Origin of the sequence: Tomitella biformata AHU 1821, from assembly GCF_000524475.1 — a bacterium.
Classification (GTDB): domain Bacteria; phylum Actinomycetota; class Actinomycetes; order Mycobacteriales; family Mycobacteriaceae; genus Tomitella; species Tomitella biformata.
This window is the reverse complement of sequence record NZ_BAVQ01000080.1, coordinates 107,711-125,328: the sequence shown is the minus strand read 5'-3', so window position 1 is coordinate 125,328 and position 17,618 is coordinate 107,711. Positions and strand designations below refer to the sequence as shown.

The window sequence follows — 17,618 nt, the reverse complement described above, 5'->3', positions numbered from 1 at the left end:
ACGTGGGACGACCGACTAAGATGTTTCCGAGGGATACTGGCAAGACCTGAACACGTGAATCCAAGTGGTCGACAGGACGATGGTCGACCCGAGTCTGCGCATTGCCAAGCCTGACATGGCTGGCTCTGCATAAGACTGCATAAAAGTTCTGCGTGCACACTCCACGCGGAAAAACTGGCGTAAAAGGAGCGAACTGTGACGATCCGGGTAGGCATCAACGGATTTGGTCGTATTGGCCGTAACTTCTTCCGAGCGGTCGAGGCGCAGCGCGCCTTGGGACAGACCGAGATCGAGATCGTGGCGGTCAACGACCTCACCGATCCCGCGGCACTGGCGCACCTGCTCAAGTACGACTCGATCCTGGGACGCTTCCCGGCCGAGGTCACCCTCGAGGGCGACGAGATCGTCGTCGGTGAGCAGCGCATCAAGGCCTTCGCCATCAAGGAAGGCCCCGCCGCGATTCCGTGGGGCGATCTCAACGTCGACGTCGTCATCGAGTCGACCGGCATCTTCACGGACGCGGAGAAGGCCAAGGGCCACCTCCAGTCCGGCCCGAAGAAGGTCATCATCTCCGCGCCGGCCAAGGGCGAGGACCTGACCGTGGTCATGGGCGTCAACGACGACCAGTACGACGGCAGCCAGACCATCATCTCCAACGCCTCGTGCACCACGAACTGCCTCGGCCCCATCGCCAAGGTGCTCGATGACAACTTCGGCATCGTGCAGGGCCTGATGACCACGGTCCACGCCTACACCCAGGACCAGAACCTGCAGGACGCCCCCCACAGCGACCTGCGTCGCGCGCGCGCCGCCGCCCTGAACATCGTTCCGACCGGCACGGGCGCCGCCAAGGCCATCGGCCTGGTCCTCCCGCAGCTGCTCGGCAAGCTCGACGGGTATGCGCTCCGGGTCCCGATCCCCACCGGCTCGGTTGTCGACCTCACGGTCAACGTCCGCAAGTCCGCGACCCTCGAAGAGGTCAACGCGGTCATGAAGGCCGCCGCCGAGGGCCCCATGAAGGGCATCCTGAAGTACAACACGGACCCGATCGTGTCCTCGGACATCGTCACGGACCCGCACTCCAGCGTCTACGACGCGCCCCTGACCAAGGTCATCGGCGACCAGATCAAGATCGTGAGCTGGTACGACAACGAGTGGGGCTACTCGAACCGTCTCGTCGACCTGACCGACCTCGTCGGCAAGTCCCTCTGAGTAAGACAGGTCTGAAATAGATATGGCTGTGCAGACGCTGCAGGACCTGCTGGCGGCCGGAGTGTCGGGGCGCACCGTTCTGGTGCGCTCCGACCTCAATGTGCCGCTTACAGGTTCCTCGATCACCGACCGCGGTCGGATCATCGCCTCCGCCCCGACGATTGCCGCGTTGGCCGACGCCGGCGCGAAGGTGATCGTCATGGCGCACCTGGGTCGCCCCGGCGGCAAGGTCGACTCCGCGCTCTCCCTCGAGCCCGTCGCGGCGGCGCTGGGCGAGGAGTTGGACCGCTACGTCCAGCTCGCCTCCGACGTGGTCGGCATCGACGCGCAGGCGCGCGCCGAGGGCCTCACAGAGGGTGACGTGATGCTCCTCGAGAACATCCGCTTCGACCCCCGCGAGACCAGCAAGGACGATGCGGAGCGCACCGGGCTCGCCCGCGAACTGGCGACGCTGACCGGCGAGGACGGCGCGTTCGTGTCCGACGGCTTCGGGGTCGTGCACCGCGCGCAAGCCTCGGTCTACGACATCGCGAAGCTGCTCCCGTGCTACGCCGGCGGCCTGGTCGCCGACGAGGTCGAGGTGCTGCTGCGCCTGACCAGCGACACGGACCGGCCCAACGCCGTCGTGCTCGGCGGCTCCAAGGTCTCCGACAAGCTGGCGGTGATCGAGGCGCTCGCGCCGAAGGTCGACACCCTCGTCATCGGCGGCGGCATGTGCTTCACGTTCCTCGCCGCACAGGGCCTCGGGGTGGGCACCTCGCTGCTGCAGGAGGAGATGATCGACACCTGCAAGGACCTCCTCGAGCGGTACGCCGACGTGATCCACCTGCCGGCGGACATCGTGGTCGCGGACGGCTTCGCCGCCGACGCGAACACCCAGACCGTCAGCGCCAGCCAGATTCCCGACGGCTGGATGGGTCTGGATATCGGCCCAAAGTCCGTCGACCGGTTCGCGGCGGTGCTCAAGGCGGCGAAGACCGTGTTCTGGAACGGCCCGATGGGCGTGTTCGAGTTCGCGGCCTTCGAGGCGGGCACCCGCGGCGTCGCGGAGGCGATCGTGGAGGCCACCGCCAAGGGCGCGTTCAGCGTTGTCGGCGGCGGCGACTCCGCGGCGGCCGTGCGCGCGCTCGGCCTGCCGGAGGACGGCTTCAGCCACATCTCCACCGGCGGCGGCGCATCCCTGGAGTACCTGGAGGGCAAGGAATTGCCCGGCTTGGCCGTCCTGGAGGCCTCGGCCTCCGAATCGACTGAAGGGTAGGCACGTCTCATGGCGCGAAAGCCGCTGATCGCCGGCAACTGGAAGATGAACCTCAACCACTTTGAGGCCATCGCACTGGTGCAGAAGGTCTCCTTCTCCCTGCCGGACAAGTATTTCGAGAAGGTGGACGTTGCGGTGATCCCGCCGTTCACGGACATCCGCAGCGTCCAGACGTTGATCGAGGGCGACAAGCTCTTGCTCACCTATGGCGCCCAGGACGTCTCGGCGCACGCGTCCGGCGCGTACACCGGCGAGATCAACGGCGCGATGCTGGCGAAGCTCGGCTGCACCTATGTGATTGTCGGCCACTCCGAGCGTCGCGAGATGCACGGCGAGGATGACGCGCTGGTGGCCAAGAAGGCCGCCGTCGCGCTGGAGCACTCGATGACGCCGATCGTCTGCGTCGGGGAGGGCCTCGAGGTCCGCGAGAAGGGTGCGCACGTCGCGCACTGCGTCGCGCAGATCCGCGGCTCGCTCGCGGGCCTGAGTGCGGAGCAGATCGCGGCCAGCGTCATCGCCTATGAGCCAGTCTGGGCCATTGGCACCGGTCGCGTGGCCACCCCCGACGACGCGCAGGAGGTGTGCGCGGCCATCCGCGAGGTGATCGGCGAGATCGCGAACGCGGAGGTTGCCGCCGGGATTCGGATTCTCTATGGCGGCTCGGTCAGCTCGAAGAACGTGGCCGAGATCGTGGCGCAGACGGATGTCGACGGCGCGCTCGTCGGCGGGGCATCCCTCAAGGCCGATGAGTTCGCGACTCTGTCCGCGATTGCGGCCGGCGGCCCGCTGCCGTGATGTTGGTGCTGCGTGTCGGCCTGCGGGCCGGCACGCGGTAGCATGTCCAGACCACCACCCACAGCTAGAAGGGCAGCACAGAACCGCCATGGAACTGTTTCTCCAAATCCTGGTCGTTGTCACCAGTTTGCTGATGATCGCGCTTGTCCTGCTGCACCGCGCCAAGGGCGGTGGCCTGTCCACGCTGTTCGGCGGCGGCATGGCCTCGAACCTGTCTGGCTCGACTGTGGCTGAGAAGAACCTCAACCGGTTCACCGTCCTGACCGCCGTGATCTGGTTCATCGCGATCGTGGGCATCGGCCTCGTGGTCAAGTACCAGTAGCAGCCCGCATAAACGAGTTCGCCCCCGTTTTATTGGTTTACCGCACTTGTAAGCGCGGCGAACCAATAAAACGGGGGCGTTCTGCGTCAGAGGTCCGCTGCCGCCGCCTCGTCCAGGAACCACAGGGTCTGCTCCACGCCGAGCGCGCCGGCCGACGGGATGTCGACGGGGCTCGCGCCGTTGATCGCGGCGGCGGCCGCCACGGCCTTCTCCGCGCCGGCGACCAGCAGCCACACCTGCGCGCTGCGGCGGACCAGGGGCAAGGTCATGGTGATGCGCGTCGGCGGGGGCTTCGGGCAATTGCGGACGGGCACCACGGTCGCCTCGGCCTCATGCACGGCGGGGGAGTCGGGGAAGATCGAATTCACGTGGCCCTCCCCGCCCATGCCCAGGAGATGCACGTCGAAGAGGGGCGAGAGGACGCCCTCCGAGTCCACCGCGGTGGGCAGGTGCAGCCGGTAGAACTCGGCGGCCGCGTCCACGTCACCGGCGAACTGGCCAGAGTCGGTGGGCATCGGGTGCACCTTCATATGGTCGACAGGCACATGGTTGAGCAGCGCCTTGCGGGCTTGGACCTCGTTGCGCTCGGGGTCGGACGGAGGCAGGAAGCGCTCGTCTCCCCAATAGAACTCGATGTGCTGCCAGTCGATGTCCGCGGCGGACTCGCGCAGCGCCGCCAGGAGCGCGATGCCCGCGCCGCCCCCAGTCAGCACGATGCGGGCGATCCCGCGCTGGTCCTGGGCCTCCGCGATGGCCGTCGTCAGCCGCTGCGCGGCGTCGGCGACGAGCGCTCCCTGATCGGGGAAGCGGAGTAATTCGGTGTGGGTCATGGTGTGAGATCCCTCGTCTCCAAGGGCCCGTCGTGACTGTCCCCATCGGGGGCTTCCTCGTAGAGGACCTGCGACAGACCGGCTAGCGCATTTTCGTAAATTTCGTCTGGGTCCAGGCGGCGCATCTCCTCCGCGAGGCAATCCCAGATGGCCCGGCGGCCCAGGGCCACCCGGCTGTCATGCTCGCCTGGCCGCGAGAGCACCGCGAGGTGGTCGCTGAGCCGGGCGATCGCCACCGATTCGCCGGCGGCCGTCAGCTCGATTCGCTCGGTCCCCACCCTCCGGGTCACGGGGACGCGGAGCGTGGCGGCGAGCCAGCCGGCGACCAACTCCGTGGACGCGTCGGTGACGGGGCCACTGACCACGGCGCTATCGATCGGACCGAAGCGGGGATGCTCGATGGCGGAGGCCAGCAGGGCCCGCCACTGCGTCACGTTGGACCAGGCAAGGTCCGTGTCGCCGGCGCTATAGCCGATCTGGCGGCGCCGCAGGACCGCGCGGGGATCGCCGAGGGTAGGTCCGGTGATGCGCCGCTTGGCCAGCCGGCCGAGTGGGGCATCCGCCGGCCGGTCGGGGCCGGTGCCCGGCCACCAGGTCACCACCGGGGTGTCCGGCAGCAGGAAGGGCAGCACGACGCTGTCGCTGTGCTCGGCCAGCGGTCCGCTCAGGTGCAGCAGAATGACCTCGGAGGCCCCGGCGTCTGCGCCCACCCGGATCTGGGCGTCCAAGCGGGACGGCGCAGCGTCGGGAGGAGACATGGTCACCACGATGACGCGGCACGGGTGCTCGCGGCTGGCCTCGTTGGCGGCCTCGATGGACTCCTCCGTGGACCAGCCGTCGTCGACTCCCACAACGAGAGTGAGCACGCGGCCGAGCGTCACGGCGCCGCCAGCCTCGCGGATCTCATAGAGGCGCCGGATCACGATGGCGGTGGAGGTGTCGGGCAGGTCGATGATCATGGTCGCCGCCATTCCCGGCCGCTGCGAGCCAACAGTTGGTCCGCGGAGGCGGGACCCCAGGTGCCGGATTCATACGGGTCCGGAGTGCCGGCCTCGGCCCACTCGCGCAGCGCGGGGTCCAGGATGGCCCAGGAGAGCTCGACCTCTGCGTTGGATGGGAACAGGGAGGGCTCACCGAGCATCACGTCGAGGATCAGCCGCTCATATGCCTCGGGCGAGGACACGGTGAAGGCCTGCCCGTAGCTGAAGTCCATGTTGACATCGCGCACCTGCATGCTCGAGCCCGGCACCTTGGAGCCGAATCGCATGGTGATGCCCTCGTCGGGCTGGATCCTGATGACAAGCGCGTTCTGCCCCAACTCCTCGGTCATGGTCGCGTCGAACGGCAGGTGCGGTGCGCGTTTGAACACGACGGCGATCTCGGTGACCCGTCGGCCCAGGCGCTTGCCGGTGCGCAGGTAGAACGGCACTCCCGCCCAGCGGCGGGTGTCCACCTCGAGGGTGATTGCCGCGAAGGTCTCCGTGGTGGAGCCGGTGACGAACCCCTCCTCGTCCTGCAGCCCGCACACGTGCTCGGAGCCCTGCCAGCCGTCGGTGTACTGCCCGCGGGCGCTGGTCTCGGCGATCGGCTCTGCGAGCCGCGTGGCCGAGAGCACCTTGACCTTTTCGGACTGGATCTCGCTGGGCTCGAAGCTGATCGGCTCCTCCATGGCAGTCAGCGCCAGCAGCTGGAGGAGGTGGTTCTGGATGACGTCGCGCGCGGCGCCGATCCCGTCGTAGTAGCCGGCGCGACCGCCGAGCCCGATGTCCTCCGCCATGGTGATCTGCACATGGTCCACGTAGTGGGCGTTCCAGATCGGGTCGAAGAGCTGGTTCGCGAAGCGCAGAGCCAGGATGTTCTGGACCGTCTCCTTGCCGAGGTAATGGTCGATGCGGAAGACGTTGTCCTCCGGGAAGACCTCGTTCACGGCGCTGTTGAGCTCCTGGGCGCTCTCCAAGTCGTGGCCGAAGGGCTTCTCGATGACCACGCGGCGCCAGCGTTTGCGCAGTTGCTCGGCCAGGCCGTGCTCGTGGAGCCGGGTGCACACGGTGGGGAAGGAGTCTGGGGGGATGGCCAGATAGAACGCGTGGTTGCCGGCGGTGCCGCGCTCCCGGTCCAGCTCGGCGAGCGTGGTCGCGAGCCGGTCGAAGGCGGGACTCTCGTCGAACGAGCCCTGCACGAAGCGGATGCCCTCGGCCAACCGCTCCCACACGGCGGCCCGGAACGGGGTGCGGGTGTGGCCCTTCACCGAGTCGAGGACGAACTCTCGGAACTGCTCATCGGTCCAGTCTCGGCGGGCGAAGCCGACCAGGCCGAAGCTGGGCGGCAGCAGGCCCGCCGCGGCGAGGTCGAAGATGGCGGGCAGCAGCTTCTTGCGGGCGAGGTCGCCCGTGGCCCCGAAGATCACCAGGCTGCAAGGCCCGGCAATCCTCGGGAGCCGCTTGTCCCGGGGGTCCCGCAAGGGGTTCCCAGAGGGCTTGCGGGCAGTCTTCTGGGAATATCCCGACACGCCGCGCTGGCCGCCAGTCGCGGCGGTCGGCACTGTTCAGTCCGCCGTTCGAGTGGAGTCGGCCTGCGCTGCGGCGAGCTGGGCGGTGATGGCGTCCGCCAGCTCAGACCACGAGACCTCGAACTTCTCGACGCCCTCGGTCTCGAGCACCGCGAAAACGTCGCCGAGGTCGATGCCGGCCTCCACCAAGCTGTCGAAGACCTGCTGTGAGGCCGCGGCGGTGCCGCTGATCGTGTCGCCGGTGACCACACCGTGGTCGGCGACAGCCTCCATCGTCTTCTCCGGCATGGTGTTCACCGTGTGCGGCGCGACGAGCTCGGTGATGTAGAGCGTGTCGGGGTATGCGGGGTCCTTGACGCCCGTCGAGGCCCACAGGGGGCGCTGCACGTTCGCGCCCTTCGCCGCCAGCTCCTGCCAGCGCTCGCTCGGCTCCACACCGCCGCCGCCGAAGACCTCGACGTAGGCGGCGTAGGCCAGACGCGCGTTGGCCAAGCCTGCCTTGCCCTTGAGCGCGAGAGCCGCGTCGGTGCCGATCTCCGTCAGCCGTGCGTCGATCTCCGAGTCGACGCGCGAGACGAAGAACGATGCGACGGAGTAGATCTTCGACAGCTTGTGGCCAGCGGCGGCAGCCTTCTCGAGACCCGCCAGGTAGGCCTCGATGACCTTGCGGTGGCGGTCGACCGAGAAGATCAGCGTCACGTTCACGCTGATGCCCTCGGCGATGGTCGCCGTGATCGCCGGCAGGCTCGGGACCGTCGCCGGGATCTTGATGAACAGGTTCGGCCGGTCGACGGTCTGCCACAGGTCGACGGCCTGGGCGCTCGTCTGCGCGGTGTCGCCGGACAGCGTCGGGTCGACCTCGATCGACACGCGGCCGTCGACGCCGCCGCTGGCCTCGTACTGCGGGCGCAGCACGTCGCAGGCGCTGCGGACATCATCGGTGGTGATCAGCCGGATCGCCTCGTGCGCGTCGCCGCCGCGGTGGGCGATCTCGGCGACCTGCGCGTCGTACTCCGTCCCCTTGGTGAGGGCCCCGGCGAAGATCGTCGGGTTGGTCGTGACGCCGACGACGCTGCGGGTGGCGGCCAGCTCGGCCAGGTTCCCACTGGTGATGCGCGTGCGGGAGAGGTCGTCCAGCCAGACGGACACCCCCGCCGCGCTCAGCGCCGCTAGATTCGCATTGGTGGTCATTGCAGTACTCCTTAAGCTGTGGTGGTCAGGCCTTGGCGTTATCGATGGAGCTGTGGGCCGCGGCCACGACCGCCTCGATGGTGACACCGAACTCGCGGAATAGCGTCTGGTAGTCGGCGGACGCGCCGAAGTGCTCCAGCGAGACCGCGATACCCGCGTTGCCGATGTGGCGGTGCCACGGCATCGCGATGCCGGCCTCGACGCTGACCCGGGCGCGGACGGCTGGGGGGAGCACCGAGTCGCGGTACGTCTTGTCCTGCTGCTCGAACCAGTCAAGGCACGGCATGGAGACGACACGGGTCGCGATGCCGTCGGCCTCGAGCAGCTTCGCGGCTCCGACCGCCAGCTGGAGCTCGGAGCCGGTGCCGATCAAGATGACCTGCGGCGCCTCCGCCGCGGTGCCTCGGCCAGTGCCGTCCACCAGGGTGTAACCGCCCCGCTCGACGCCCGCCGCGGCGCGTTCCTTGGTGCCCTCGAGGACCGGGATGTTCTGCCGGGTCAATGCGAGGGCCGCGGGGCCGGTCTTGTGCTCGAGCGCGGTGCGCCAGGCGTGGGTGGTCTCATTCGCGTCGCCGGGGCGCAGCACCGAGAGGTTCGGGATCGCACGCAGCGCCGCGAGGTGCTCGATGGGCTGGTGCGTCGGGCCGTCCTCGCCCAGGCCGATGGAGTCGTGCGTCCACACGTAGGTGACGGGCAGGTTCATCAGCGCGGCGAGCCGGACGGCCGGGCGCATGTAGTCGCTGAAGACCATGAACGTGCCGCCGTACGGGCGGGTGGGCCCGTGCAGCGCGATGCCGTTGAGGATCGAGCCCATCGCATGCTCGCGGACGCCGAAGTGCAACGTGCGGCCGTACGGGTGCGTCGTGTACTCGCGGGTGGTGGACGACGGCGGGCCGAAGGAGTCGGCGTTCGGCATCGTGGTGTTGTTGGAGCCGGCGAGGTCGGCGGAACCGCCCCACAGCTCGGGCATGATCGGCGCGAGCGCGGCGAGGACCTTCTCGGAGGCCTTTCGGGTCGCGACTCCGGACTCGTCGGCGTCCCAGCTGGGCAGCCCGTCGGTCCAGCCGGCGGGGAACTCGCCGGCCTGCAGGCGGTCGAAGAGCGCCTTGCGCTCGGGCTCGCGCGCGGCCCAGGCGTCGAAGCCGACCTGCCACTGCGCGTGGGCGGCCTGCCCGCGGTCGCGGGTCTGGCGGGCGTGGGCCAGCACCTCCGCGTCGACGTCGAAGCTCTTCGCCGGGTCGAAGCCGAGGATCTCCTTGGTGGCCGCGACCTCGTCGGCGCCGAGCGCCGCCCCGTGGATGCCGCCGCTGTTCATCTTGTTCGGAGCCGGGTAGCCGATGATGGTGCGCACGATGATGATCGACGGCTTGTCGGTGACCGCGCGGGCTGCCTCGGCGGCCGCGAGCAGGCCGACGACGTTCTCGCCGCCGACGACGCGCTGCACGTGCCAGCCGTACGCCTCATAGCGCTTGCCGACATCCTCGCTGAACGCGATGTTGGTGTCGTCCTCGATAGAGATCTCATTGTCGTCGTAGAAGACGATGAGGTTGCCGAGCTCCTGGTGGCCCGCGAGCGACGACGCCTCAGCGGTGACACCCTCCTGGAAGTCGCCATCGGACGCGATGACATAGACGTGGTGGTCGAAGGGGCTGTCGCCGGCGGGGGACTCGGGGTCGAAGAGTCCACGCTCGCGGCGGGCCGCCATGGCCATGCCGACGGCGGATGCGAGGCCCTGGCCCAGCGGGCCGGTGGTGATCTCGACGCCGGTGGTGTGCCCGTGCTCGGGGTGGCCGGGGGTGAGGCTGCCCCAGGTGCGCAGCGCCTCGAGGTCGGCGAGCTCCAGGCCGTAGCCGGACAGGAACAGCTGCACGTACTGCGTCAGGCTGGAGTGCCCGCAGGACAACACGAAGCGGTCGCGGCCGACCCACGCGGCGTCGCTGGGATCATGGCGCATGATCCGCTGATAGAGCGAGTAGGCCAGCGGCGCCAGGCTCATCGCGGTGCCCGGATGGCCGTTGCCGACCTTCTGAACAGCGTCAATTGCCAAAACGCGGGAGGTGTCGACGGCTTTTGCGTCCAGCGCGGACCAATCGTCGGGCAGGGCGGGGACTGTGAGGGAGCGAATCTCGTCTGTGACCGACACTGGCGGAAATCTCCTGAGCTCTCGGGTGCTGAAGTGCAGGGGCGTCCAGCGCGCTGACGGCAAGTGCGCTGACGGCAACACGGCTGTATTCTCAGCCTAGTGGTCGCGGGCCGGAACGTGAGAACAGCGCCCCATATTTCCTGTTCAGTCTGCGGGCGGCGCATCGTCAGGCCCTGTGATCTAGCGCTCCAACCGCCAGGCCGGTTTCGATTGGCGGCGGAAACCACTACCATGCTCTGTAGTAGTTGTGTCAGTCGTTGGCCTTTTGCCATCCAGTCTGGGTGGCAGGGCAACCTGCGGGTGTATTGCCCGCGGCGTGATCGCGACGTATTCGTTGGCGCCGGAAGTGTGCGTCACGGCCGAGTTTCGCTAGGAGAATTGGTGCGGATTGTGGAGCAGGCGCACGGTCATGGTCTGGGTGGGCACGGAGTGAGTGGGCATGGTCTGGGTGGGCAGGCGGTGGTCACAGGGGACTCGGCTGAACCGTCAGCCGAGCCGACCCCGAAGGCTGAGCTGGGACTGCTGGGCCGAGTCGGGAAGACCGCGGGCGCCTACCTCGCGCTCACCAAACCCCGCGTGATCGAGCTGCTGTTGGTGGCGACGATCCCCGCGATGCTGCTGGCCAACCGCACCCTTGCCGATCCGAAGAGCGCTGGCGCGTTGGCGCTGCTGGTTCTGAGCACGCTGTTCGGTGGCTGGCTCGGTGCGGCGAGCGCCAACACGCTCAACTGCGTGATCGACGCCGACATCGACAAGGTCATGAAGCGGACCCTCAACCGGCCGCTGGTCAGCGACGCCGTGTCCACCAAGCAGGCCCTGATCTTCGGGCTCGTCACCGGGGTGGCGTCGTTCCTGTGGCTGAGCCTGATGGTGAACTGGCTCTCCGGCATCCTGATCGTCATCACGATCGCCTTCTATGTGCTGGTGTACACCAAGCTGCTGAAGCGCAGGACTTCTCAGAACGTCGTGTGGGGCGGGGCCGCGGGCTGCATGCCCGTGATGATCGGCTGGTCCGCGGTCACCGGGACCATCGGCTGGCCGGCCGTGGTCATGTTCCTGATCATCTTCTTCTGGACGCCGCCGCACACCTGGGCGCTGGGCATGAAGTACCGCGACGACTACAAGGCCGCCGGCGTGCCGATGCTGCCCGTGGTGGCCGAGCCGCAGGTGGTGACGCACCGGATCGTGCTCTACACGATCGCGATGGTCGTCACGTCCTTCGCCCTGATCCCCGCCACCGGGTTGATCTACGCGATCAGCTCGGTGCTGATCGGCGCCTGGTTCCTCACCATGGCGATTCGGCTACACATCGGCGTGCGCAACGGCGCCGAGGTCAAGCCGCTGAAGCTGTTCATCATGTCCAACAACTACCTCGCCGCGCTCTTCCTGGCGCTGGCGCTGGACTCCGTGCTGAATATGACGACGGTGGCGGACCTGCTCTAGATCACCGCTGTTCTAGATCACCGCGGCACCAGGACTATCGAGCCAGTCGTGCGTCGGCCTTCCAGGTCGATGTGCGCCTGGCTCGCCTGCTCTAACGGGTAGGCGGCGCCGACGCGGACGTGCAGGGCTCCCGCCGCGATGGACTGGAGGATCTCGCCGGCCCGCCATTCGAGCTCGGCGCGATTGGCGATGTGGTGGGCCAGGGTCGGCCGAGTCAGGAAGATCGATCCGGCGGCGTTGAGCCGCTGCGGGTCCACCGCCGGCACTGGTCCGCTGGCCGCGCCGAACAGCGCAAGGGTCCCGCGCATGCGCACGCACTCCAGGCTCTGGTCGAACGTCGCGGCGCCCACGCCGTCGTATACCGCCGCGACGCCGGCGCCTCCCGTGAGCTCGCGGACCCGCGCCACCAGATCGGGGCCATAGCGGAGCACCTCGGCCGCGCCGGCCGCCGCGGAAAGCGCCGCCTTCTCCTCGGAGGACACGGTGGTGAGCACACGGACCCCGCGGGCGGTCGCGAGCTGGGTGAGGAGCAGGCCCACGCCGCCGGCGCCCGCGTGCACCAGGATGGTGTCGCCCGCCTGTGCGGCATAGGTGCTGGTGATCAGGTAGTGCGCGGTCATGCCCTGTAGCAGCGCGGAGGCCGCCACGGCGGCGTCAACACCCGGGGGCACCGTGATCGCGCTGCTGGCCGAGACCAGCGCTTGTTCCGCGTATGCGCCCGCACCGTTGGCGAACGCGACGCGGGCGCCGGGGCGGAACCCGTCCACGCCCTCGCCCACCGCGGTGACGGTGCCGCTGCCCTCGGAGCCCGGGACGAAGGGCAGGGCGGAGGGGTAGGCGCCGGAGCGCAGGTATGTGTCGATGAAGTTGACGCCGATCGCGTCCAGCTCGACCAGGAGCTCGCCGGGCCCCGGGCGTGGCGCGGTCCGCTGCCGCAATTGCAGAACCTCGGGACCGCCGTACTGCCTGACTTCGATTACACGCATGGCTTAAGTTCTACCGGATTGCTTGTCGTCGGCGGGGGTGTGCCGTTCGGCGACGCTTGCCCAGTAGTCTGGCAGCCATGAGCGATCACGTTTCCAAGGTCATCAGCAAGTTCGTCGCGGAGCACGGCGGCTCCGCCCGCGCGGTGCTGCAGCCGGTGGGCCGGCGCGGCATCCGCATCACCCTTGTGGGGTCCGACGGCATCTTGGGCGACCAGATGGTCGAGACAATGGCCGAGGCGGAGGCGGCGATCGCCGCGAACCCGAGCGTGACGCGGTCGGAGTGGGACCGCGAGCTCGTCAGCGTCGCGACTCCGGAGCCGGCGCACGCCCGCCGGATGGCCGGCCTGATGGGCCGCGGCTAGCCGCTCTTGTGGCGGGCCCCCGCCCGCTACTCGAAGCGGAAGGTGCGGACCGCGAGGAATCCGCAGACGACCGCCCAGGCCGCGAGCACCGCGACCTGGGCGAGGGCCACCGTGCCGCTCTGCGCCTGAGCTAGGGCCTGAGTGAGCGCGCCGGACGGGATCACGGTCACGAGCACATCCAGGGCGGCGGGCAGAGTGTGGTCTAGCAACGCCAGCCCGGCGATGCCGAGCATCGCGAACCAGAGGATGTTGGCCAGCGCCAACACGATCTCCGCCTTGAGCCGGCCGCCGACGAGCAGACCCATCGCCGCGAAGGTCAATGCGCCGACAATCACCGGCACCGCGCCGGCCGCAAGCCCCGCGAGGGTTGGCCGCCAATCCAGGAACAGCGCGATGGTGCACAGGATTGCCATCTGGCCGAGGATCACGATCCCCACCGCACCACTCTTGCCGCCGATGATCGCCCACTTGGGCAGCGCCGTCGCCCCCAGCCTTTTCAGCGCGCCATAACGCCTGTCGAAGCCCACCGCGATCGCCTGCCCGGTGAACGCGGTGGACATGATGGCGACGGCGAGCACCAGCGGCAGCACATGGTTGATCCGCGGCTCGGCGAAGTCACCGAGGGGGAGCAAGGTCAAGCCGACCAGCATCGTCACCGGGATGAGCAGGGTGAGCAGCAGTTGCTCGCCGTGGCGCAGGATTAGCTTCAGCTCCAGCGTGGTCTGCGAGCGCAACATCGCCGCCGGGTTGCTCGCCCGTGGCGCCGGTGTGAAGGTGCCCGTGGGGAAGATGGTCGTGCTCCCGTCAGTGTGTGCCGCGGCCGGGGCAGTCCCATCCGCTTGAGTCCCCGCCGTGTGTGTGCCCGTGGTCATCCCCGAAGCTCCCTGCCGGTCAAGTCGAGGAAGACGTCCTCGAGGCTGCGTCTGTCGGTGCTCAGCTCGGAGAGCAGGATCCCCTGCGCGGCGCACCAGGAGGCGACCTCGGCGAGGACCTGCGCGGTGGCGGCGCCGGAGACCCGATAGCGGCCCGCAGCGGTGGTCTCGACGTGCCGGGGCGGATGATCCTCGCGCAGGCTGGCGGCCAGGTGCTCGGTGAGCCCGGCGGTGTCGAGCAGCGCGGGGCCGGCGAACGTGAGTTTTCCTGCGGAGCGCTCGGTGGTGAGCTCCTCGGGGGTGCCCGACGCGACCAACGCGCCGTTGTCGATGATCGCGACGTGGTCGGCCAGCTGCTCAGCCTCGTCCATGAGATGCGTCGTGAGGAGCACGCTCACGCCGTCGCGGCGGAGGGCGTTCACGAGATCCCACACGAGGTTCCGCGCCTGCGCGTCGAGCCCTGCGGTCGGCTCGTCGAGGAACACCAGCTCGGGCCGGCCCACAATGGCGCAGGCCAGACCCAGCCGCTGCTGCTGCCCGCCGGACAGGCGGCGGTAGGGGGTGTTCGCGGAGCCGGCGAGGCCGAGGGTGGACAGGAGCCACTCTGAATCGTGTGGATTCGCGGAGTACGAGGCGACTAGGCGCAGCATCTCGCCAGCCTGAGCTCCGGGGTAGGCGCCGCCGCCCTGCAGCATCACGCCGATACGAGGCTTGAGCGCGGCCGCCTCGCGGATCGGATCCAGGCCCAGCACGCGGACGGTGCCGGCGTCGGGCGCGGTGAACCCCTCGCACATCTCGACCGTCGTGGTCTTGCCGGCGCCGTTGGGTCCGAGCAACGCCAGGATGCTCCCGCGCGGCATCGACAGGCTCAGGCCGGCGACGGCAGTCTTGTCGCCGAAGGTCTTCCTGGTGTCGATGAGCTCAACTACGGGGTCACGGTCGGCGGGGGTCACGGTTCACCAGCGTAGGTGTCTCCGGGCGCCCGGCGGCCCACGGTCTCGGCCACAGTGGCCTCTGCCACACCTGGGGGTTCGGCTGGGGGCTCGTCCGGGTCCGTGTCCCGGAGCCACGGGATCCGCTTGCGGGTGAAGAACACGATCACGCAGAGGGTGCCGATGACCGCGACCGCCGCCTGGACGATCACCAGGGGGGGATACTCCCCGCCGTTGGGCATGGGCCCGACGATGCAGACGAACGCGGAGATCGCCACCGCCGGCACCCGGAACATCGGCTTTGTGGCCCAGGCCGCGAGTGGCACCAGCGCCCAGAGCAGATACCACGGCTGCACCACTGGGAACAGCAGGACGAGGACCGCGAGGGACACGCCCAGAGCGCCCACCGGATGCACGCGGCCCGTATAGGTCGCGATGAGCATGCGCGCGGTCGCGATGCCCACGACCACCAGGGCCAGCGGTTGCGTGATGCTGAGGATGGCTGCGGTGTGGTCGCCCAGACCGAGCAGGATCCCCACCCCGCCTGTGCCGATCCCCAGCAGGGTGGGCAGCGACATCCAACTGCGGACCTCGCTCGCAGTGTTGAGGGTGTGCAGCCAGCCGAAGCCCAAGCCAGTGCTCCAGGCGAGGAAGGCCAGCCCGAAGATCGTCAGCGCGCTCAGGGCGGCGGCGACGGTGAACACATGGCGGAATTGCGGGCCGAGACGCCGGGCCAGGGCCAGGCCGACGAAGCCCAGCGCCAACAGGGTGGGAATCTTGATCGCCGAGGATAGGACAATCACGAACGCGCCGAAGTAGAACAGGGCCCACCGGCCGCGAGTGAGCCGCTCGGTCCCCTCGATCGCCCGCATGCACAATTCCACGCCGGCGACCATGAGGCCGATCATCAGCGCCTCGTTGTGAACGCCCGCGATCAGGTGGAGGTAGACCAGGGGATTGGCAACGCCCAACCACAGCGCGGCGACGGGGGCGACGCCGCAGCGGCGGGCGAGTCGGGGGACCGCCCAGATCATGAGGGCCACGCCGAGCACTTCGAGGAGCCGATGCGCGAGGATCCCGGCGACGATGTTGTTCCCGGTGACGCTGCCGATCAACTTGCCAAGCCACAAGAACAGCGGCTCGTAGGGAGCCGGGGTCTCCCGCCAAATATTGGGCACGGTGCGGGTGAGAATGTTGTCCACGCCGAGCGCCTGCGCCGGCCCCAATTTATAGGGGTCCATGCCCCGGGCGGCGATCTCGCTCTGTGCCAGGTAAGAGTAGACGTCCTTGCTGTACATCGGCGGGGCGACGAGCAGCGGGGCCATCCATAGGAAGAGGGTGCGATCCATCTGGGACCGGCTCAGCTGCCGGGGCGTGTTCCCCCGCCGCAGCGAGCCGACCGCCAGCCGGCCAAGGAGCAGCCATGCCAGGACCAGCAGCACTGTGCCGGTGAAGGCGACGGTGAGCGCCACCGACGGCATGCGCGCCATTAGGCCGAGGACCCGCTGCCCATAGACCGGGTTCTGCATCACAGGCTGTGCGCCGGCGCCGAGCGCGCCGATTGCCATCATGACCGCGCCGGTGGCGCCGACACGCCGCACCGCGCGCAGTCGGCCGGTCTCGACGGCGTTCAGGGGCGGGGCGTCCGGCTCGCGGGTGTGCAGGGCGGCGACGCCGGCTCCGGCGTCGTGGAGACCGCCCTCCATATGCAGACCCAGGAGGCGCCGAAAAGACCCTCGGGCTGCGCTGATGGAGGCCCGGGAGGGTTCGGGATCGGTCGAAGTCACAGCGTGAGCCTAGGGCGCCCTCGGGCGGTGGGCAGATATCCGGGATCCAAACCCCGCCGAACCCGTGGACGGACGTCTTCCGCCGGTTATATAGGACACCCTTAGTGGACCTCGCCGCGCAATTCGGTCACACTGGTGTTGTGGAATCCAGGCAGAGCGGTATCGGACGGTCCATAGGCGCAGGCAGCCTAGCGGATCCCCTTGTTGCGCGAGGACTCGGAAACCCGCCCGAAAGCAATACCCGCACCTCGGTGGTCACGCTGTTGCTCGAGGACGGGCCCATCTCCGCCTCGGAGATCGGCGCGCGGCTTGGGCTGAGTGCCGCGGGTGTCCGACGTCACATCGACGCGCTCATCGACCAGGGCGAGGCCGCGGTCGCAAGTCCGTCCAGCTGGCGGCAGCGTGGCCCCGGCCGGCCGGCGAAGCTGTTCCAACTGTCTCCGGCTGGCCGTGCCCAGCTCACCCACGCCTATGACGATCTGGCTGGTGCGGCGATGCGCCAACTCCGCGACATCGGCGGCGATGAGGCAGTGGCGGAATTGGCACGTCGGCGCATCGCCGACATCGTAGATATGGCCGGCGAGGTGCCGGGGGACCTCTCGGAGGACGAGCGGCTCGAGTCGATCGCCCAGAACATCGCCGACGCTCTCACCGGCGCCGGATATGCCGCCTCGACCCGCAAGGTCGGCAGCGGCGTGCAGATCTGCCAGCACCACTGCCCCGTCTCCCATGTGGCGGCGGAGTTCCCCGAGTTGTGCGAGGCGGAGCGAGAGGCGTTCCAGCGACTACTGGGCACCCACATTCAGCAGTTGGCGACAATCGCCAACGGGGATTCCGTGTGCACCACCCACGTGCCATTGGGGATGCCAAGTTGAGATATCCCAGGGTGCGATCACCCAGCGCGACACCGCCGTAGTTTTGACAACACACGTTCGCTTTCACCTATATCGCAAGCACCCCAGGCGCCACAACGCTT

16 protein-coding genes are annotated in these 17,618 nt (G+C 68.7%); 7 read left to right on the top strand and 9 right to left on the bottom strand.

Annotated features, from left to right (window positions below):
• Positions 1 to 195: 195 nt before the first annotated feature.
• The 4 genes from gap to secG all read left to right on the top strand — a co-directional run bounded on the left by gap (position 196) and on the right by secG (position 3,587).
• Positions 196 to 1,212 carry a type I glyceraldehyde-3-phosphate dehydrogenase gene (gene gap / locus TBIF_RS19595; protein WP_024796438.1) on the top strand — a complete coding sequence of 339 codons (1,017 nt, stop codon included), beginning with the start codon at positions 196 to 198 and terminating at the stop codon, positions 1,210 to 1,212.
• Between the two features lie 22 nt (positions 1,213 to 1,234).
• A complete protein-coding gene (locus TBIF_RS19590) occupies positions 1,235 to 2,470 on the top strand; it encodes a phosphoglycerate kinase (protein WP_024796437.1) in 1,236 nt (411 codons plus the stop codon).
• A gap of 9 nt (positions 2,471 to 2,479) precedes the next feature.
• A complete protein-coding gene (gene tpiA, locus TBIF_RS19585) occupies positions 2,480 to 3,265 on the top strand; it encodes a triose-phosphate isomerase (protein ID WP_024796436.1) in 786 nt (261 codons plus the stop codon).
• Between the two features lie 88 nt (positions 3,266 to 3,353).
• Positions 3,354 to 3,587, top strand: a complete 234-nt coding sequence (gene secG / locus TBIF_RS19580) for a preprotein translocase subunit SecG (protein WP_024796435.1) — start codon at positions 3,354 to 3,356, stop codon at positions 3,585 to 3,587.
• A gap of 86 nt (positions 3,588 to 3,673) precedes the next feature.
• Here the strand turns inward: secG and pgl are convergent, their stop codons facing one another.
• Genes pgl through tkt form a run of 5 tightly spaced genes read right to left on the bottom strand, consistent with a single transcriptional unit; the run spans position 3,674 to position 10,260 of the window.
• Positions 3,674 to 4,417: a 6-phosphogluconolactonase gene (pgl, locus tag TBIF_RS19575; RefSeq protein WP_024796434.1), complete on the bottom strand. Its 744-nt coding sequence runs from the start codon at positions 4,415 to 4,417 to the stop codon at positions 3,674 to 3,676.
• On the bottom strand, positions 4,414 to 5,376 hold the full coding sequence (locus tag TBIF_RS19570) for a glucose-6-phosphate dehydrogenase assembly protein OpcA (RefSeq protein ID WP_024796433.1): 963 nt from the start codon (positions 5,374 to 5,376) through the stop codon (positions 4,414 to 4,416). Before TBIF_RS19570 ends, pgl begins: the two co-directional genes overlap by 4 nt.
• Positions 5,373 to 6,926, bottom strand: coding sequence for a glucose-6-phosphate dehydrogenase (gene zwf, locus TBIF_RS19565; protein ID WP_024796432.1), 1,554 nt, complete (start codon positions 6,924 to 6,926; stop codon positions 5,373 to 5,375). Before zwf ends, TBIF_RS19570 begins: the two co-directional genes overlap by 4 nt.
• Positions 6,927 to 6,962: 36 nt before the next feature.
• Positions 6,963 to 8,117: a transaldolase gene (tal, locus tag TBIF_RS19560; RefSeq protein ID WP_024796431.1), complete on the bottom strand. Its 1,155-nt coding sequence runs from the start codon at positions 8,115 to 8,117 to the stop codon at positions 6,963 to 6,965.
• A gap of 25 nt (positions 8,118 to 8,142) precedes the next feature.
• Positions 8,143 to 10,260: a transketolase gene (gene tkt / locus TBIF_RS19555; protein ID WP_024796430.1), complete on the bottom strand. Its 2,118-nt coding sequence runs from the start codon at positions 10,258 to 10,260 to the stop codon at positions 8,143 to 8,145.
• Between the two features lie 381 nt (positions 10,261 to 10,641).
• Here tkt and TBIF_RS19550 point away from each other — a divergent pair, with 381 nt between their 5' ends.
• Positions 10,642 to 11,703, top strand: coding sequence for a heme o synthase (locus TBIF_RS19550; RefSeq protein ID WP_372435139.1), 1,062 nt, complete (start codon positions 10,642 to 10,644; stop codon positions 11,701 to 11,703).
• 17 nt (positions 11,704 to 11,720) lie between these two features.
• Here TBIF_RS19550 and TBIF_RS19545 read toward each other — a convergent pair whose 3' ends face one another.
• A complete protein-coding gene (locus tag TBIF_RS19545; RefSeq protein ID WP_024796428.1) occupies positions 11,721 to 12,689 on the bottom strand; it encodes a quinone oxidoreductase family protein in 969 nt (322 codons plus the stop codon).
• 77 nt (positions 12,690 to 12,766) lie between these two features.
• On the opposite strand from TBIF_RS19545, the gene TBIF_RS19540 reads away from it, so the two are divergent.
• Complete coding sequence (locus tag TBIF_RS19540) at positions 12,767 to 13,051, top strand: hypothetical protein (RefSeq protein ID WP_024796427.1); 285 nt, start codon at positions 12,767 to 12,769, stop codon at positions 13,049 to 13,051.
• A gap of 26 nt (positions 13,052 to 13,077) precedes the next feature.
• Here the strand turns inward: TBIF_RS19540 and TBIF_RS19535 are convergent, their stop codons facing one another.
• The 3 genes from TBIF_RS19535 to mptB are packed head-to-tail and all read right to left on the bottom strand — an operon-like array spanning position 13,078 to position 16,561.
• Positions 13,078 to 13,923 carry an ABC transporter permease gene (locus TBIF_RS19535; RefSeq protein WP_024796426.1) on the bottom strand — a complete coding sequence of 282 codons (846 nt, stop codon included), beginning with the start codon at positions 13,921 to 13,923 and terminating at the stop codon, positions 13,078 to 13,080.
• Entirely contained in the window at positions 13,920 to 14,876 is a 957-nt protein-coding gene (locus tag TBIF_RS19530) for an ABC transporter ATP-binding protein (RefSeq protein ID WP_024796425.1), read from the bottom strand. The genes TBIF_RS19535 and TBIF_RS19530 overlap by 4 nt, the downstream gene beginning before the upstream one ends.
• Positions 14,873 to 16,561 (bottom strand): polyprenol phosphomannose-dependent alpha 1,6 mannosyltransferase MptB, encoded by a 1,689-nt coding sequence (mptB, locus tag TBIF_RS19525; protein WP_024796424.1) that lies wholly within the window; start codon positions 16,559 to 16,561, stop codon positions 14,873 to 14,875. Before mptB ends, TBIF_RS19530 begins: the two co-directional genes overlap by 4 nt.
• 185 nt (positions 16,562 to 16,746) lie before the next feature.
• Here mptB and TBIF_RS24040 point away from each other — a divergent pair, with 185 nt between their 5' ends.
• On the top strand, positions 16,747 to 17,517 hold the full coding sequence (locus TBIF_RS24040) for a helix-turn-helix transcriptional regulator (RefSeq protein ID WP_038171991.1): 771 nt from the start codon (positions 16,747 to 16,749) through the stop codon (positions 17,515 to 17,517).
• Positions 17,518 to 17,618: the final 101 nt, after the last annotated feature.

Excerpts from the sequence above, each read along its gene's own strand:
- TBIF_RS19590 (WP_024796437.1), top strand. The coding sequence starts at position 1,235 with ATGGCTGTGCAGACGCTGCAGGACCTGCTGGCGGCCGGAGTGTCGGGG.
- tpiA (WP_024796436.1), top strand. The coding sequence starts at position 2,480 with ATGGCGCGAAAGCCGCTGATCGCCGGCAACTGGAAGATGAACCTCAAC.
- secG (WP_024796435.1), top strand. The coding sequence starts at position 3,354 with ATGGAACTGTTTCTCCAAATCCTGGTCGTTGTCACCAGTTTGCTGATG.
- pgl (WP_024796434.1), bottom strand. The coding sequence starts at position 4,417 with ATGACCCACACCGAATTACTCCGCTTCCCCGATCAGGGAGCGCTCGTC.
- TBIF_RS19570 (WP_024796433.1), bottom strand. The coding sequence starts at position 5,376 with ATGATCATCGACCTGCCCGACACCTCCACCGCCATCGTGATCCGGCGC.
- tal (WP_024796431.1), bottom strand. The coding sequence starts at position 8,117 with ATGACCACCAATGCGAATCTAGCGGCGCTGAGCGCGGCGGGGGTGTCC.
- TBIF_RS19545 (WP_024796428.1), bottom strand. The coding sequence starts at position 12,689 with ATGCGTGTAATCGAAGTCAGGCAGTACGGCGGTCCCGAGGTTCTGCAA.
- TBIF_RS19540 (WP_024796427.1), top strand. The coding sequence starts at position 12,767 with ATGAGCGATCACGTTTCCAAGGTCATCAGCAAGTTCGTCGCGGAGCAC.
- TBIF_RS19535 (WP_024796426.1), bottom strand. The coding sequence starts at position 13,923 with ATGACCACGGGCACACACACGGCGGGGACTCAAGCGGATGGGACTGCC.
- mptB (WP_024796424.1), bottom strand. The coding sequence starts at position 16,561 with ATGGAGGGCGGTCTCCACGACGCCGGAGCCGGCGTCGCCGCCCTGCAC.